The organism is Phormidium sp. FACHB-1136 (genome assembly GCF_014697375.1).
Classification (GTDB): Bacteria; Cyanobacteriota; Cyanobacteriia; order Phormidesmidales; family Phormidesmidaceae; genus Nodosilinea.
In genome coordinates this window covers 1-17,603 of sequence record NZ_JACJRS010000110.1, presented here as the reverse complement: position 1 = coordinate 17,603, position 17,603 = coordinate 1, and the positions used below count along the sequence as shown (strand labels likewise).

The following is a 17,603-nucleotide window of genomic DNA, read 5'->3' as shown; positions in this document are numbered from 1 at the left end:
AGTCAAGCGATGAACCCATTCATTCGCCTGGGCCTGACTGATGCCAAAGAGAAACCCCTGCACCGCTTGGGTCGGATAGAGCCGAAAATACACCAGAATGAACAGCAACTTGTCTTCCAGATCCCTCAAGTGGGCTTTGCGTCCGGCTCCCATCGCCCGTTTACGCCCCTCACGCTGGAAGGTCGCTTCAACAAAGGCGTCCCAGGCGGCAGTAAAACTTGGCAGCAACGCCTCAAACTCTTGCCCCGTCAGTCCGGTCAAACGGCATAGCATCCGAGACTTCGTCCGCAACTCGGCATAGGTCATTTTCATGGGTTCTACCTGGTCGCTGTTCCTGCTATTGACTCTACTCACTCAATTTCCGATAAGGTTTAATGGCTTCGACGGCGCTTGACCAGACCCAACACGCCATAGGCCAGCAAGCCCAAGAGCGGGCTGGGGGCAGGCACAGCTTGAACCCCGGCTTTCCCAACTTTGTGATCCAAAAGATAAACTTGGGTCGGTTCGTTAAACTGTCGGGCATAGGTAGCCCTGAAATTCAATACGAGGAATTCTTCCAACCCGCCAAAGCCTTGATCAACATTTAACGACTGAATGGTGATGTTGTCTTGGTTGCCAGCTAGCCACAATTGAAATAGGTTCGTCTCAATGCTGTCCTCACCCGGTGTCTCAAGCACCGCTAGCAAATTCAACTCATCCAATAGGGTTGGTGGCTGGGTGGCGGTGATCCCCAACAGTGTCAGACCTAATCCGCCGAGCGCAAAAGCCGATTCTACGCTGTCATTCTCGATTGAGGTTGCCAGCAGGAGAGACCCGCTGATGTTGAAGCTGAAGATTGCATCGGTATCGATATCGAAAATGCCACGTACAGAGGCTTTACTGGCGGCCAAGCCAACATAATTGAGGCCACTCCCACCCGTAAAGCTTTCAATTTCATTGAAGACCAAGGATCCTGGAATATCGAAAATCGCTAAGGCGTCACTAAAAGCCACGGCTGACCCGCCTGATGAAATCACCAAGGTATCGGTCTCAGCATTGGTTAGGGTCGTGGTCGGGGATTGAGAAAAGTTGGTCAGTTCTAAAAAGCTATAGACCGTCGAAAATGTAGCTGCCGAGACTGATGTAGCTAGGGTCAAGGTTGTTGTGACCGTAGATACCACCACCACTGGCCAAGACCGTACAGAGGTTAGTATAGACATAGTTCTTTGCTAAAGATTGAGAACTTTACTGGGTAACAGATACCAGGCCCAGGGTGATGGTGCCCTAGGCTCCAGGGGCGTGAACGGGAGCGCTTGTGTTCCATCCCTCTGGGGTGTTGTGGAGCGACTGGGCCAACCCAGGTGCAGAAGCGCGGTTGAAGTGCCTAAGGCGATGGGGCAAGACGCGCCCCTAAACGGGCTAACGACTTCGCTTGCCACCAGGATGCCCCGTGTAAATACGGATTTAATCAAGTCGCAATAAAGAAAAACAAGCATTTTGTAAAGATTCAATGTGTCTCTGCACCTTGGGATCAAGGGATAAATCAGACTTCTCAATCTTTATTTACTTGCGATCCAGCGCATGTTCCCTTAGATTAAAGGCATATTCTCCGAAAATCTGCCCGCTGAGGTGACGTCAGCGCTAGTCCGTATTTTTTCTTAGGCCGTGCCTTCCCTGCCTAAGGCTTGACAAACCGATCTCTAGCCGCCATGGCTATTGCCGATGATGGGGCAGGGATATCGATACGAATGCCTGCCTAGTACAAACTGATCGGGGTCATCCTAGGGGATGGGGGATCCCCATTGACCCCATCGACGGGTTCTATCCGTTAGTCGGGCTCGAGTGATATGGCGGTTCTCCCCTTGATGAGGTACATCTACAGCCTAAGAACAAGGGGCTTAAGCCCCTTGCCCGTGTCACATCTTACTGAAATCCGCTATAGGGACTTGGTTGAATGATTCCTCGATGTTGAGGGATGGCAATTTGGCACCCAATCCAAGATTTGTTTGCCTGAGAATTGATGTCAATGTGATATATCTTACGAGTATATTTCAATGATTTCACCCCAAGTACTTAATCCATTTGCAGATTCTTCTATTGCAGAGGTGCCCTCTGCAAAGCAGCTTTTTGAAGAAATACTATTAGCATCAGGTGTTGATTCACAGACGATTTCTGTGGAATCCAAGGATTTTAGTTCTGTTACTTTCCAGCTAGGAGATCTTTTATTTGAATCCGATGATTTGTCGCAGCCAAAACTATTACCCTCAAGTTTTTACCTAGTGGCTAGCGGTCGAGTAAGGCTATTGAGTTGGGCTACCAGTAAGCATCGAGAGGTGACGATTCAGTCGCTGCATACGGGCCAATGGTTTGGTGCGGATACGTTACTGGTTCCATTTCCTAAGATGCCTTACCGAGTGATTGCTGGTAGTGCTGGAACAGTATACAAACTCCCTACGGCTACCTTGGCTCAGTGGCTTAAAGATTATCCGGCACTAGGTCATTATTTGGCGGATCAAACCACGTTTTATCAACGGGTAGCTTTTCTCCGGTGCGTCAGCGATATCCAGGACTGGCCTGGAACTAAAATTAGAGCCTTGGCAGAGCAAACTATCGAGTATGCCATTTCAGCCGAAACGGCCCTAGATAATCGTTTCAAAGATAAGCCTGGAGTCTTTTGGTTGCGGTCGGGCGATATCCAAAGCCTGACAGGTCAGCCCCCTGCCATGGGGCAACGCTGGATGGGAGGACAGGAACACCCTGAAGGTTGGCACGCCTCGACAGATGCGACGCTGTATTACTTACCAGCGGAGGTCTGCACCCATCTAGACATCGATCCGCCGTTGGCTACGGCCCATGCGTCCCCAGAGTCGGATACTCACATTCCCCATGCTGGCTTAGCCGCCCAATCCCAACTTTCAGACTTACCTGTCAAGCCCCCAACCATTCCGTCTCCAGATGCCAAGCCACCGTTGCAAGGGCCATTGAGAAATCCCCCTGCGGTGATTTTTCCTAAGCCGTTACATCGGCAAGTGTTGGATCGGATGCATCGGTTTCCTTGGATTGAGCAACAGAGTTCTTCGGACTGTGGAGCGGCCTGCTTGGCGATGGTTTCTCGCTATTGGGGAACGCGGTTGCCCATTCATCGTTTGCGCGATCAAGCAAACGTGGGACGGGCTGGTGCTTCCTTAAAAGGGTTAGCCCGCGCCGCAGAAAATATCGGGTTTCAGGCTCGGCCTGTACGGGCCAGTTTAGGCCGTATGGCCCCCCAGCGGAACCCATGGATTGCGCACTGGCAGGGCGACCATTACGTGGTGGTCTATGCGATCAATAGCCGCACCGTCACCCTTGCGGATCCAGCCGTTGGTAAGCGACGGATATCCCGGTCAGATTTCCAGACCCACTGGACAGGCTATGGACTGTTATTAGAGCCTACGGATCGATTGAGAAACATCGAGGTGAAGCAGGCCTCTCTGGAACGATATCTCGGTCTGCTGCTGCCCTATAAGTCTCTGATAGTTCAAATCATTCTGATTTCTCTGCTCATTCAGCTATTTAGTTTGGTGACACCCCTATTTACTCAGATCATTCTCGACCGAGTGGTCGTACAGAAAAGTACATCAACGCTCAATGCCTTTGCCATTGGATTACTGATGTTCAGTGTCTGGGGCATCATCATGGGAACCGTGCGGGGTTATCTTCTGGCTCACTTTTCTATGCGTCTAGACTTAACCATGGTTAGCGGATTTATTCGCCATGCCATTTCCCTGCCGCTCAAGTTCTATGAGTCTCGACGAGTGGGAGACATCTTAACCCGTGTGCAGGAAAATCAGAAGATCCAGCGCTTCTTGATCGGTCAAGTTATGTTGGCTTGGCTCAGTTTTTTGACAGGCTTTGTCTATTTGGGGCTCATGCTCCATTACAACCGTCAGCTCACCTTGATGGTGCTAGCCTTGGTGCCCCCCATCATTATTATCACGCTGGTATCAACGCCCTTTCTGCGCCGCATTTCTAGGGAAGTATTTAAGGAAGCGGCAAACCAGAGCTCAAACCTGGTCGAAATGATGAGTGGTATTGCGGCAATTAAATCAGCGGCTGTAGAGCAGGAGGTACGCTGGCGCTGGGAAGATTCCCTCACCCGGCTAAATAACGTCTCCTTCAACGGACAAAAGTTTGGCCTTGGCTTGGGGGCCATTAACGGGGCCGTTAACACCCTAGGCAGTACAGCATTACTGTGGCTAGGAGCCACGATGGTCATTCAAGACCAACTCACAATTGGTCAGTTTGTGGCGTTTAACATGATGATTGGCTATGTGCTAGATCCAGTCGTTGCCTTGGCCAACCTGTGGGACGAACTTCAGGAAATCTTTATCTCCATTGAACGCCTCAATGACGTGTTTGAAGCTGAACCCGAAGAATCGCTGGGTCAGCCCATGCTGATTTTGCCGCCTGCTCGCGGTGAAGTAATCTTCGATGCGGTGACTTTCCGATACGACGAAGATGCCGAACATAACACCCTTGAAAATCTATCGTTTCGGGTTGACCCTGGACAAACCCTCGCCATTGTTGGCCGTAGCGGATCGGGCAAAACAACGCTAGTAAAGTTGATTGAAGGCTTATACCACCCCAGTCGGGGACGGGTGTTCATTGATGGCCACGATCTGCGCCATGTGTCTCCCTATTCCCTACGATCACAGTTGGGGGTTGTTCCCCAGGAGTGCTTCCTGTTTTCTGGCACTATTCTGGAGAACATTACGCTGTACCGCCAAGATGTCACCCTGGATCAAGCGGTAGAAGCCGCTAAGCTAGCAGAGGCTCACGCGTTTATTCAAGCGCTTCCCCTGGGCTATAACACCAAGGTCGGCGAGCGAGGATCGACACTTTCGGGGGGGCAGCGACAGCGCATTGCCATTGCCCGAGCTTTGCTGGGCAACCCCCGCATTTTAGTGCTAGACGAAGCCACCAGTTCTCTCGATACAGAATCGGAACGACGCTTTCAGCGCAACCTGACCCAAATTACTCGGGAGCGCACTACGTTTATCATTGCCCACCGACTCTCCACGGTTCATAACGCTGACAGCATTCTCGTGCTAGATCGAGGCATTCTAGTCGAGCAAGGCACCCATGACCAATTAATGGCGCTCAAGGGCTTGTATCACAGTCTGGCTCAGCAGCAGCTAGATATTTAGGGGAAAGTTTTCAAATTGTGGCCCTAGGCGGCTATTCAAGGGCTGCGACCCAGGGCCACACCTCCTTGGCGCGATCTCTGTCTGTCTATGTAACCTGAGTTCGGGATAAGCCAAAGGCTTCAATCGCTAGAAACCCGCTTCTGGCAACGACGCTGGCCCTCACCCTAAATCCCTCTCCCCAAGGGATAGGGACTTTGAAACTCTAGCTCCCCCTCTCCCCGTAGGAGAGGGGGCTGGGGGGTGAGGGCTTCCGGGGCATCGAACCACTGAGCTTAACCCGAACTGAGGTTATTGTAGAGGCAACCTAGAGTGCAACCGAAATTCAACCAAAATGGATCCAAGAGGAGACGCTAAACCTTATGAAGGCGTTTCTTTTTGTTTCCGTAGATACACTTATTGCCATTTTGGCACCCTTTCCCTTGGCCAGACTACTACACTGCGTCTAGATCAACGTGCACCGATTCCAAACAGTCTCCTTCGCTAGAGAGGTGAGCCTTAGGGCGGTTCCTGGCTTGTGTTCCTTTTTTATTGAGTTTTCATAGCTTGTTCTAGCCATTAAATAAGGCCGGAAAGACTAAATATCCGGACATTTTTCCCAATGTGTCCCTACTTTGCTGGCTCTTGTCTCTATTTCGCTGAGTTTAGCCGTTAAGGCTAACTTTTGCCTTGCTCGTGTTCGGAAGAGCCTGATGACTCCCTCCGACTAAGGATGTCGTTCAGCATTGATGAAGGTCAAAGCGCGATGACGAAAACACCAGAGTTTGCTGATGTTTATAGACGGGCAACACAATCTTCTCAACTCCATTCACCTCCACCCCATTCAACCACAGCTAGCCGACCTGCATTTAGCCCGTTAATGGCTGAGGCTGTGGTTGGCGGCGTTGAAACAGGACAACCGGTTGGGCCTTCAGTGGCTGCGACTGTTCATGGGGATCGCGTTGCAATCTGGAGTGATTCTTTGCAGTCCCTGCTAGAGCAACCCCCTGCGGCCCTTCCGCAATACCTGGTTGTGGGAGGGATAATTTTTACAAGCATTATGGGGACTTGGGCGTGGTTTGGCACCGTGGAAGAGGTGAGCATCGCCCAAGGGCAACTTGCCCCCCAGGGCGAAGTGTTCAAGGTGCAGCCTCCCATATCTGGTGAGGTTATTGCCATTCATGTCAATGAGGGAGACCCTGTAGTCCAGGGCCAAGTGATTGCAAGGCTCGATGATCGTTTGCTTGATCAGGAAATTCAGCGCTTGACCTATAGCTTGGAGGCGAGTCAGGAAAAGTTATCCCAGACTCAAACCTTAATTGGACAAACTCAACTGAGTTTGAATACAGTGAAGTCCATCGCGAGTGCCGACATTGCGGCGCGTCAGTCTTCCATTGCTCAGGAGCAGGTGGCGATGTCCACTAGCGCACGCCTCTTAGATCAACTTAATGTTGATCGAACAGCTCAGATGGAACGACTGGATCAGCTATCCGATTTGGTTAATCAGGGTGCATTATCACGCGATCACCTTTTTCAGCTAGAACAGGCTCTGCGTGATCGGGATCGGTCGATCACTGAAACTCAAGGCCAAGCCGAGCAGTCTAACTCCACCCTAGATCGCCTTGAGGCCGAACTGAGCCAAACTCAGGCGCTCGCTCAACGAAACGAACTAGACGCCATTAAGCAGCTTCAGCAACTCCAAATCGAGGCGACCAACCTACAGGCCACTATTCGCGAAACGCAGGCATTGCTTGAACGCAGTCAGACTGAGATCAGCCAAACTACCCTGACGGCTCCCGTCAGCGGAATCGTTTCAGCCCTTACCATTGCCAATATAGGGGAAGTCATCCAGACCGGACAAACCCTAGCCGAAATTGCGCCCAGCACGGCTCCCCTCATCTTGTCTGCTCTACTACCGAACGAAAAGGCGGGCCTAGTAGAAGCGGGTATGCCCGTGAATATCAAACTTGATGCCTTTCCGTATCAAGACTACGGCATTGTGTCCGGTTCTGTGCTGTCGATATCACCTGATACCAGTTCCCATGAGCAAATGGGAATGGTCTACCAGGTTGAAGTGATGTTAGACATTAAAGCGATCAACCACGAAGGCAACGTAGTACCGTTGCGTGCCGGACAAACCGCCACAGCAGAAATTATTGTGAGACGTCGCCGCATTATGAGTCTTGTTCTAGATCCAATTCGCAAACTTCAAAAAGGTAACTTAAGCATTTAGTAGGTTCTGTAGAGAAATTAGCACAATTTAATATCAATTAGATCAACCATTGTCGCCCCAGATATTGCCCCCATAGATGGAGATAAGACAACATGATTTCTCGATTTAATAACCCCATGAATCGCACGATGACCGAGGAACAGTTCTGCCAGGTGGTCGATGCGATTCTCAATGGTAAATATTCCTGGGCCTGTCTTCTTATTCTTCAGTTTGCTGGCTATAACCCGCTGCACTATATTCCCTATCGTACCTACAATCGTCTGATGAAGGAGAATAGCCCAGCCAAACAAAGGCGATCATCTCAGGAACGAGACTCCCCTGGAGAATCGCTAGCGGTTACTAATCTACCTCATTTACAGGCTCTAGAAGATTGTTCTCATCAAGTTAAGGGTGGCTTTTCAGGCTCTAGAGATAACTATTTCATTAGTCTGAAACGCTACTTTTTTGGATAGATCGAATTTTCAGTGGATACTCCTTTAAGAAAATACCATGATCATTAACGACCTAGCCCATTTAGAAACGCTACCCCAATGTTCAGTCCTAATTGGCGGTGCTAGTCTAGCGATAGCTGCAACCGCATTCGCCGCAGGCAGTACGACCTACACTCTAACGGATACCGACGTATTTCTTCGCACCGTGCCGAGTGACAAAGTCACCATAGGTCGGGGGAGAGGGTATGCCCTGGCTATCGGAGATATTCACTATACAAATGTGGCCTATTCAGCGGATGGGTTCGACAAGGTTATGGTCAAAGAACGTTTCCGTCAGAATAAGCATAGTTCAATCACAAAAGTCAGAATTTTGACTCTGGATCTCCCTCATTGAACAGTTTTCATAAGGCTCATTAGCTTCAAGCCTATTAGTTTTAGGATGGGGCGGAGCCTAAACACTTACCTCACCTACAGAAAGAAATATCTTCAAGATCCGATACGCTCTTGTGCTCACTCTCTTAATCATTGAAGGACTTAACAATGGTAGAAACCACTCTCCTGAATCGAGTCAAAGAATTTTTAATCAGGCTGGCTAAGGACTCAGGATTTGTCGCTCAACTTAGTGGCATCCCCTCAGATCAAGTCCAGCAAGTGCTGAAGGATTTAGGCTACTCCTTTTCCCCAGAGGAGTTTGAAACTGCCTCCATTCAGATTTTGGAGCTAAAAGAACGGGATGAATTCCATGACCTAACTGAGACTGAACTGGTTGGTGCGGTTGGTGGCTGGATGCAGCGCTTTCCCCACAGAGGATCGCGTCCACCCTTTTATAGACCGCCCTTCAATCAACCTCCCCTAGTTCAGCCGATGTATGGCGTGATTATTGATCCACCCGACGATTATGTCCCGCTGCCAGCGCCCAACCCTCTACCCGATCCCTTGCCTCAGCCAATGTATGGGGTTGTCATTGATCCACCGTTGACGGTTCAACCGCTCTACGGCGTTGTGATCTAAGCCCAAGGAGATCCGCCCATGGCTTACCAACGCACCAGTTACGCTGTTTGGGAAATTACCTTAAAGTGCAACCTGGCCTGTAGCCATTGCGGGTCTCGGGCCGGACAGGCGCGATCCCAGGAACTGTCCACCGAGGAAGCCCTGGATCTTGTCCGCCAACTGGCCGAGGTCGGTATCAAGGAAGTTACTCTGATCGGTGGGGAAGCCTTTCTGCGGCCCGACTGGCTAGAAATCGCCACCGCGATTAACCAGGCCGATATGCGCTGTACCCTCACCACCGGAGGCTATGGCATCACCCTAGAAACGGCCCGCAAAATGAAGCAGGCGGGGATTGTCACGGTGTCAGTCTCCGTTGATGGACTAGAGGCCACCCATGATCGCCTGCGCGGTCGTCAAGGATCCTGGAAGTATGCCTTTCAGACTATGGGCCATCTGCGTCAGGTCGGTATTCCCTTCGGCTGCAACACCCAAATTAACCGCCTTACCGCTCCCGAAGTTTCCCGGCTCTACGAACATATCCGCGAGGCTGGGGCCAAGGCTTGGCAAATTCAGCTAACGGTGCCTATGGGCAATGCCGCCGACCAGGCTGAGATTCTGCTGCAACCCTACGAACTCCTAGACCTTTACCCGATGCTGGCCACCGTTGCCCAGCGGGCCTACCAAGAGGGTGTACAGGTACAACCGGGGAACAATATTGGCTACTACGGCCCCTACGAACGGTTATTGCGGGGGCGCGGCAAGGGCGATGAATGGACGTTTTGGCAGGGTTGTGCTGCCGGACTTTCAACCTTGGGGATTGAGGCCGATGGAGCCATCAAAGGCTGTCCCTCACTACCCACAGCGGCCTACACCGGGGGCAATATCCGGGAGCTATCACTGCACGATATTGTCGCATCTGCCGAGGAACTGCGCTTTAACCTGGGAGCGGGTACCCCTGAAGGCACCGCCCATCTTTGGGGCTTTTGTAAAACCTGCGAGTTTGCCGAACTCTGCCGAGGCGGCTGTACCTGGACATCCCACGTTTTCTTCAACCGGCGAGGCAATAATCCCTACTGCCACCATCGTGCCCTCACCCAAGCTCAACGGGGCAAACGAGAGCGCGTTATCCCCAAGGTAGAAGCACCAGGGCGGCCCTTTGACCATGGCGAGTTTGAACTGATTGAAGAACCGATAGATCGCCCTTGGCCTGCGTTGGATACCCTGCACTTTACAGCCGCGCAGATTCAGTGGCCAGACACCTGGCCGCAAATTCCTGACTTAGCGACAGCAACCTAGTTTTCCATTCAGCCAAAACATTGGGGTATCCCATGGACGAATTTAGTCTCAGCACTGGGCCAATCCCAGAGCCTTCACCCAAAGCGACGTTGCCCCGTTCGGCCTGGTCTAGCCAGTTGGCTCAGTTACGCATTCTTCTGCGGGCTAAGCAATCCCTCGATCAGCAGGAAATAGAGTTCTTCTCCCCAGAATCAAAGGCATAACTAAAAATAGTCTTAATCTATGCCAAGTTGGCAGCACTCAACTGGGTTTATCCCTTATACATTATTGGGCGAACAGAAAAGGGGATGTATACCTATATAAAGTTGATCAGCTAACCAGCACGTCCTTATATAAAGATGGCAGCATAAACATTGAAAGCCTGAGTTAACATGGTCACTTTTATGGCCATTTTTTATTCTGTAATGCTTGTAAAGCCTGCCATATGAGCCATGCATCCATATCTCATTTTTTTGAAGCTAAAAACCCAGAATAAATGCCATTATGGCAACCATCTCTATTTCGAGAAGGGTATCTTATAAATGTCAGCAAGAACGCTGACAAGCAACAAATTCTCAAGAGGAAAAACCAATGATTATCTCTGATCTGAACTACATGGAAACCGCTGAAGCTAAGGTTGAAGGCGGTACTTTTTGGGTAAGTGGCAACAAATTCAGCAGCTCTTACACCCAAACCGATAATATTAATATCACCTTCACCAGCAAAAACAACTTTGCTACGACGGTTAACAGCCCCTTTACCATGACTAACAGTGCTGCTGCTGGTGCTAAGGGCGATGCCATCAATAATACCTACTTCCCCACCTATTCTTTTACCAAGGCTGACACTCTTGCGGTAGCTGAATACTTGGGTGGCTCTTTCTCTGGTAGCACCTCTGCTGCTGTCATTAACCGTGCATTCTAAATCCTTTTATGTGACTCACTAATGAGCCACATAAAAGGATTGGCAAGGCTTCAGACCTTCTGATGCCTTGCCATTTTTAAACTACTAGCATTAATTATCCTCAGATCTTATGTGCGCTTAGATTACCTTACTCCTCGCCTTAGGAATAAGTATTTAGGGTGAGGGTAAAATCTAGGTTCCAAGTTAAGATGAGGTTTATATAGCGGGTTTCATTGAGGTGAGGTGAGGTGCGCTAACTGTAGGGACAAAAGCCATGCCTAGCAAGGGTTTCGTCGTTTGTGAGCGTTCTCATCATTATGAATTCCGCTATATGTAGCAGTGATTTCAGGAAATGTTAGGTCGATTAACCATACTTATACTAGAAGAGATGGTTCCTGTTGTATCTCAGTCGATCATCAGTCACTATAACATTAAGCCGTAAATCTAGAAATATGACATCTTCTTTCCTTAAGGATCAAAGCGTTTTCATCCTAGATAAGCTGCTAGTCATCTAAAATACACTAGCTAGATTGCCCTAAAAGCCTTATAGCAAGGACTTTGGGGAAGGTTAATATGCGATTTAGATGCACATTAGCTTACGGCAAAATCAATGTATTTGAATCATCATTTTCTCGAAGTGGTGATTCAAAAAGTAATTCTTGGTCAAACAGCTACTCTTTATCGTTTGCATCTATCTCCTTATTCTAGACAGGCTGTCATGTCTTCTTCTAATTCAGCTAAGTCTTCTTCTAATTCAGCTAAGTCGTCATCTGATACCTCAGCCATACGCATTGTTAGCGCATCTAGTCAAGCCAAGGTTTATGCGGGGCCATTGGGTGCCTGGAGAAGTAGCAGATCATCCGCCACTTCCCCATCGGGCAAAACAAGTAGCCGTGAGCAATCCACCTTTGTACCGGGTGGCACTTTGTCCAGCGCCAGTGCCAGTGCCACCGCTTCAGATCAAGGAGCCACGACATCGGCAACGGTATCGGCACCTGTAGGGAAACAAGAGGGTTCATCTGAACCTACGGACGAGTCTAACTCTCACGATTCAGATGAGGAACCTGAGATCGATTCAAGGATCGGATTCTGCGATGGAGTTGTTTCTGGAAGAGAGTTCAACCTCCGCCATAGATGTTTTAACGGACACACCCGATAATGCCACCCTGATCGGTGGCGATCACCCAACTATTTTTGTAGGTCACGGCAGATCAGATCTATTTGTGCTATCTGCTACAGGTCGTAGCTCTGTAGAGATGGCCGATATTATCCTAGGCTTTTCTCCTGAGCAAGGGGATCGACTCTAGCTACCTGAAATACTGCCTGTGAGCCATATTACCCTAGGGGCCGTTGATCTACGTAACCATGGCAGTTTTAACAATGTATTGATCGATCCTGTCGAAACTGGAAATGGCCAATTCAAGGTTGAAGTGCAACCCCTGCTCAAATCCGCTTGCAGCCATGGATCTAAGACTAAGCCTATGAAGGAGACCTATAGCCTGCTGTGCTGCGCTGTACCGTGTTCCTGGTTGTGGTCATGACCGCGAAGGCTGACAGCGGCTCTGAGACAGAGTGTTGCACTTCAGATTTGAATCTGCGAATTTATACACGGTTATTCTTGATATCAGTATTCTGAGTATCTCTGATTCTTTGGGGGGTAGTGCATTAATCTACGGGTCAGAGAAAAAACAGCCAAAAACAGCAATCTACTGCCGTAAGGTCTCTAGGGTCGCCTGATTATTCTCTAGCCTGTACGAAATAGGACTACCCTTTGGGGTTGACTGTTACGCTAGGCAATCAGGTTTCCCAATAGTACAGACACGTTTCTGGACAGGCGCTGAAACTGCTGATTTCTCGTTGGCCAAGGCGCTGGGGGAAAAATCTAAAATCCGCATTCTACCGTTGGCCATTCGACACTGTCCGAAATATTGTTTTCTGCGTCTTCTTTTATTCAAGGAAAATTAAGAGAATTATTTCTTTTGTAAAGTTGGTGCATGTCGCCATAGCTAAAGTGGTATCTTATTTATAAGAATTTCGTAAAGTTGCCACTATTTAGGATCCATGGCTCGGCTGATCGACTTATCGATTGATTCTGATCAGGTGATACAGCATCTGAAGCATGAGGTAAAGCTAAAAACAGTTTACCAAAGTATTCTTTGCAAGCAAATTATTGAAAAGGCAAGTCAGGAGCGAGGTATTACCGTTGAGCCTGAGGAAGTTCAGGCTGAAGCGGATCAATTTCGATACGATCACAAGCTAGAAAGTGCTTCTCAAACCTTGGAATGGCTGGAAGATAATCTATTAACTCCAGATGACTGGGAAGCTGGCATTTATGATCAGTTGCTAAAGAAAAAATTAGCCGATAGCCTGTTTGGCAAACAGATAGAGGCTTACTTTGCTCAAAGTAAAGTTCAATACGAGCAAGCTGTTCTTTACCGCATTTTGGTGCCCTATAGTGCGCTAGCTCAGGAGATTTTCTATCAGGTTGAAGAAGAGGAAATCAGCTTTTTTGAAGCGGCTCACCTGTATAATATTGATGAGTACAGACGGCTGGCCTGTGGCTTTGAAGGTAAGGTTTCCCGTTGGCAGCTTAAACCCGATGTCGCAGCATACGTATTTGGGGCTCATCCTCGGGAGGTCATTGGGCCAATTCAATCAGGTCATGATTTTGAACTTCTTATGGTTGAGGAATTCATCCCAGCCGAGCTAACTAACGATGTGCGTCAACAAATCTCAAGCCAGCTCTTTGATGAGTGGCTAGAGAGTGAGTTAAACCACCTTGTCTATAGCCAATAGGTTCAGAATACGGTGTTTCTCGATATCTACGGGAACCCTGGGGGGAATCTGCGATGGGTTGGTCGAATCCCCCACCGATTGGCTCTATTCCACCATCCACCGACACACAACGTAAACAAACGTAGGGTGCATTCGCGAAGCAATGCACCAAAGCCTATAAGTAGAACCGGGACAAGTCGGAGGGAGTAGCAATGCATCACAGGGCTACCCGTCGAGGTCAGGGGGCAAGCCTAGGGCCAGCACCGCATTCTGTCCCCCGAAGCCAAAACTCATACAGAGGGCGTTTTTGACACTGGCAGGCCGACTGTGGGCGACGACGTGGGGATAAATCGGCTCACCCAGAAGGCCCACATTGGGGGGAATCTGCTGGTGATGTAGAGCCAGCAGACTCAAGATGGCCCCGATGGCCCCGGATGTCCCTAGGGTGTGGCCTGTGGCTCCCTTGGTGGAACTGATCGGCGGCAGGTGGGACAGGCATTGCTGAATCAGGGCCGCTTCGTGGGCGTCGTTGAGATGGGTTCCGGTACCGTGGGCGTGAACGTAGTGGATGTCTTCAGGCTTCAGTCCGCTATGCCGAAGACACCGCTCTATCGCCAAACGACTGCCCATTTGCTGAGGATCGGGGGCTGTGAGGTGATAGGCATCGGCACTGAGTCCAGTCCCTAAAATACAGCCGTAGGGTTGAATTTGGGGCCGCTGGGCCAAGGATTGAGCCGATTCCAACACCAAAATCGCGGCTCCAGCCCCCAGGGCTAAGCCTTCACGACGGGGGGAAAAGGGATAGCAGCCCGTGGAAGCCAAGGCTCCCAGGCGGTCAAATCCGGCCAGGGAGAGCGGTGTGATCGGGTTCTCCCCCGCCCCTACGATCACCCGCTGGCATTGCCCCCGCCGGATGAGTTCTGCCCCTTGAAAAATTGCCCATAGGCCCGTAGCACAGGCCGCCATTGGAGCTAGCACTGGCCCACGGCTTCCCAAACACTGCGCGACCCCCCTAGAGGCCATGGCGGGCAGGGTATTCAGCCAGTCTTGGGGTGGGGTGTCCTGGGTTAGATAATCCTTCGCCAGGACTTCCCACTGGGCCTGAAAGCCACGGCTGGAGCCAATCACCACGCCACAGTTGGAATCAGGGAGGGGGACTTGAGCATCCCTCACGGCTTCCGCTACGGCCCGTTGAAGCAAATCGGCTAACGGAACGATGGCACCCTCCACCATTCCCAAGGGCAGGGGCGGAAATTCTCGGAAAGGTTGCTGTGGGGTTAATCCCGATTGTCCCAATAACAAGCGCTCCCAGGTTTCTGGCACCGAAGAACCTAGGGCTGTCACCAACCCTAGGCCCGTGACAAAAACCGGGGTGGATAGGCTAGGGCTGGGCGCTAGTCTGGAGATTGTCTAAGCCCTCCACCACCCGCGCCGATTCGATGCGATCCCCCTGTTGGATGGCATCCACCACGTCCATGCCCTCGGTGACGTAGCCAAACACCGCATAGCTACCGTCCAAAAAGGGCAATTCGGCCAGGGCAAAGTAGAACTGCGCCGAGGCCGAATCGGGAGCTTGGGAACGGGCCATGGCCACCGCGCCACGGGTGTGGGTAAGGCGGGGGGGCGTATTCATGCCAGCCTCCTCAAAGGTTTGACCATACAGGGGTTCATCTCGGTCGGTGGGCTTGATTTCTAGGGGAATGTAGCGGGGGGCGTTGGTATCAGGATCCATAAAGCTGCCTGTCCCCAGCATTTGGGCCGGAACGCTGGGGTCGGTACTCTGGGGATCGCCGCCCTGCACCACAAAGGGTTGGGGCTCCCGTACTACACGGTGAAAGGCGGTGCCGTCATACACGCCTCGGTTCACCAAGTCCACAAAGTTGCCAGCGGTAATTGGGGATTCCTCGCCGTTCACCTCAATCACAATGGTGGATCCATTCACCACCATTTCCACCGTGGCCTTACCGTTCAGGATAGGTAGACCTGCGGTGGAGGTCGTCGTCACCGTGGTTTCCGCTGGTGCTGAAACAGCGCTCTCCGAGGTACCTGAGTCTACGACTGGAGGAGTGGTGCAAGCTCCAGCCCCTAAAATCAGCAGGGCGGCGAGGGTCATTGAAAAAAAGCGGGTGTTCAATCCCATTGAAATCTTCAACTCCATGGATAGATAGATCGTGACCGACTCCCCATCTTAAAGAGTTTGGCCCTGTCTGTGGGAATTACAGTCCCTCTAGGGGGACCTGTAAGAAACGGGCGAGTTCAGCGCCCTGATTTTCGAGTTCCGAGAGAGGGATGGGCTGACCGACGCGGGTGAGAGGGATATCGGGACGGCCCTTCAACCGCAGGTAAAGCGCCCGTTTCGGGTTAAGCCCTTCTTTGATATCCACCCGAATGGCGGTGACATCAGTGAGGGGTTGATTGATTTCGATGCGGCGATTTTGGCCGAAAAATCCGCTGCGGACAATGCGTACCCGTTTGCTGGCCTTGTCAAATTCGTTATAGCCGCCGCCCACATCTAGGCTAATCACCACCCACAGATAGGTGGCCAAACCCAGGGCCGCAAAGCCATAGAACCCCATGGCAATCCCTTGGGGAATAAAGATTAGTTGAGTTGGATCCGAAAAGGGAAGCAAATTGATTTGGAGATAGCTAGACAGTCCGGCTAGCAGAAAGCCCGCCCCGCCGCCCGTCAGCACAATCGCCCAGAAGATATTGCTGGGACGACGCGCCCCTAGGACGGTTCGCTTCAAAGATTGGGACTCGCGGGAGGACGCAGAGGCAGTCATGGTATTCAACGGGTAAAAATCCTAAATGATATCGATTGAGTCGAGCGGTCGGCGAATGCCCTTGGCCATTACCAGCATAGACCGAGAGGCTTCCTGAGAATTTACGTATCAGATTGTAAAAAAATGGAACACTCCTTATCATAAATAGAAACCTGGCTCCCGAAGCCTAGCTTCGCGGGGCAGGGGTTACCTCAGGCCAGGGATCACGGCGGCGAGTAAAGATTTATTCTCTCTCAGCCCTAATATCTGGAATACTGGTAGCTACTACCTTGCCCTGAGGCAACGCTCTCTAACGGATCCCATGGATCCCAACAGAGCCGAACCCGTATGGACTAGATGTCATAGAAAGAGGATTTGACATGACCATAGCAATGGGGCGCGCTCAGGCTCAAAGAGGATGGTTCGACATCCTCGATGACTGGCTGAAGCGCGATCGCTTTGTCTTTGTGGGCTGGTCTGGCATTCTGCTGTTCCCCTGCGCCTATCTGGCGGTGGGCGGCTGGCTGACTGGCACCACCTTCGTTACTTCCTGGTACACCCACGGCCTTGCGTCGTCCTACCTGGAAGGGGCTAACTTTTTGACCGTGGCCGTTTCGACCCCCGCCAACAGCCTGGGTCACTCCCTGCTGCTGCTCTGGGGTCCCGAGGCCCAGGGCGATTTCGTCCGCTGGTGCCAACTGGGCGGCCTGTGGAGCTTCGTCGCCCTGCACGGGGCCTTCGGTCTGATCGGCTTCATGCTGCGTCAGTTTGAAGTGGCTCGTCTGGTCGGTCTGCGGCCCTACAACGCCATTGCCTTCTCCGCGCCGATTGCGGTGTTCGTCAGCGTGTTTCTGATGTACCCCCTCGGCCAAAGCAGCTGGTTCTTTGCCCCCAGCTTTGGTGTGGCGTCCATCTTCCGCTTCCTGCTGTTCTTCCAAGGCTTCCACAACTGGACCCTCAACCCCTTCCACATGATGGGCGTTGCGGGGGTGCTGGGCGGTGCGCTGCTCTGCGCCATCCACGGGGCCACGGTGGAGAACACCCTGTTCAAGGACGGCGAGAATGCCAACACCTTCCGCGCCTTTGAACCCAC

At 51.2% G+C, this 17,603-nt stretch carries 15 protein-coding genes; 10 read left to right on the top strand and 5 right to left on the bottom strand.

The window, feature by feature from the left end:
* Positions 1-312 (bottom strand): transposase family protein (locus H6G62_RS22615; RefSeq protein WP_199325184.1); only part of this gene is annotated, 312 nt, incomplete at its 3' end.
* Positions 313-371: 59 nt separating this feature from the next.
* The gene (locus H6G62_RS22610; protein ID WP_190499402.1) at positions 372-1,160 is read right to left on the bottom strand and encodes a hypothetical protein; all 789 of its coding nucleotides are present in this window, start codon (positions 1,158-1,160) and stop codon (positions 372-374) included.
* Between the two features lie 1,413 nt (positions 1,161-2,573).
* Here H6G62_RS22610 and H6G62_RS22605 point away from each other — a divergent pair.
* The 9 genes from H6G62_RS22605 (at position 2,574) to H6G62_RS22565 (ending at position 13,769) form a co-directional block, all read left to right on the top strand.
* A complete protein-coding gene (locus H6G62_RS22605) occupies positions 2,574-5,165 on the top strand; it encodes a peptidase domain-containing ABC transporter (protein ID WP_347239409.1) in 2,592 nt (863 codons plus the stop codon).
* Between the two features lie 709 nt (positions 5,166-5,874).
* Positions 5,875-7,374 (top strand): HlyD family efflux transporter periplasmic adaptor subunit, encoded by a 1,500-nt coding sequence (locus tag H6G62_RS22600; protein ID WP_190499398.1) that lies wholly within the window; start codon positions 5,875-5,877, stop codon positions 7,372-7,374.
* 92 nt (positions 7,375-7,466) lie between these two features.
* The gene (locus H6G62_RS22595) at positions 7,467-7,826 is read left to right on the top strand and encodes a HetP family heterocyst commitment protein (protein WP_190499396.1); all 360 of its coding nucleotides are present in this window, start codon (positions 7,467-7,469) and stop codon (positions 7,824-7,826) included.
* 519 nt (positions 7,827-8,345) lie between these two features.
* Positions 8,346-8,816 (top strand): Nif11-like leader peptide family natural product precursor, encoded by a 471-nt coding sequence (locus H6G62_RS22590; RefSeq protein WP_190499394.1) that lies wholly within the window; start codon positions 8,346-8,348, stop codon positions 8,814-8,816.
* A gap of 18 nt (positions 8,817-8,834) precedes the next feature.
* Complete coding sequence (locus H6G62_RS22585) at positions 8,835-10,091, top strand: nif11-class peptide radical SAM maturase 3 (RefSeq protein ID WP_190499392.1); 1,257 nt, start codon at positions 8,835-8,837, stop codon at positions 10,089-10,091.
* 32 nt (positions 10,092-10,123) lie between these two features.
* Positions 10,124-10,294, top strand: coding sequence for a hypothetical protein (locus tag H6G62_RS22580; protein WP_190499390.1), 171 nt, complete (start codon positions 10,124-10,126; stop codon positions 10,292-10,294).
* 367 nt (positions 10,295-10,661) lie between these two features.
* A complete protein-coding gene (locus tag H6G62_RS22575) occupies positions 10,662-10,994 on the top strand; it encodes a hypothetical protein (RefSeq protein ID WP_190499389.1) in 333 nt (110 codons plus the stop codon).
* A gap of 1,073 nt (positions 10,995-12,067) precedes the next feature.
* Complete coding sequence (locus tag H6G62_RS22570) at positions 12,068-12,280, top strand: hypothetical protein (protein ID WP_190499388.1); 213 nt, start codon at positions 12,068-12,070, stop codon at positions 12,278-12,280.
* 754 nt (positions 12,281-13,034) lie between these two features.
* Entirely contained in the window at positions 13,035-13,769 is a 735-nt protein-coding gene (locus H6G62_RS22565) for a peptidylprolyl isomerase (protein ID WP_190499387.1), read from the top strand.
* A 204-nt stretch (positions 13,770-13,973) separates the two neighbouring features.
* Here the strand turns inward: H6G62_RS22565 and H6G62_RS22560 are convergent, their stop codons facing one another.
* The 3 genes from H6G62_RS22560 to H6G62_RS22550 all read right to left on the bottom strand — a co-directional run bounded on the left by H6G62_RS22560 (position 13,974) and on the right by H6G62_RS22550 (position 16,531).
* Positions 13,974-15,155 carry a beta-ketoacyl-ACP synthase gene (locus H6G62_RS22560; protein WP_190499404.1) on the bottom strand — a complete coding sequence of 394 codons (1,182 nt, stop codon included), beginning with the start codon at positions 15,153-15,155 and terminating at the stop codon, positions 13,974-13,976.
* The gene (locus tag H6G62_RS22555) at positions 15,130-15,888 is read right to left on the bottom strand and encodes a peptidylprolyl isomerase (protein WP_190499386.1); all 759 of its coding nucleotides are present in this window, start codon (positions 15,886-15,888) and stop codon (positions 15,130-15,132) included. Before H6G62_RS22555 ends, H6G62_RS22560 begins: the two co-directional genes overlap by 26 nt.
* Positions 15,889-15,964: 76 nt before the next feature.
* Positions 15,965-16,531, bottom strand: coding sequence for a photosystem I assembly protein Ycf4 (locus H6G62_RS22550; protein WP_190499385.1), 567 nt, complete (start codon positions 16,529-16,531; stop codon positions 15,965-15,967).
* Between the two features lie 359 nt (positions 16,532-16,890).
* Here H6G62_RS22550 and H6G62_RS22545 point away from each other — a divergent pair.
* Positions 16,891-17,603, top strand: a 713-nt coding sequence (locus H6G62_RS22545; RefSeq protein WP_190495577.1) for a photosystem II D2 protein (photosystem q(a) protein), incomplete at its 3' end; no start/stop codon positions are given.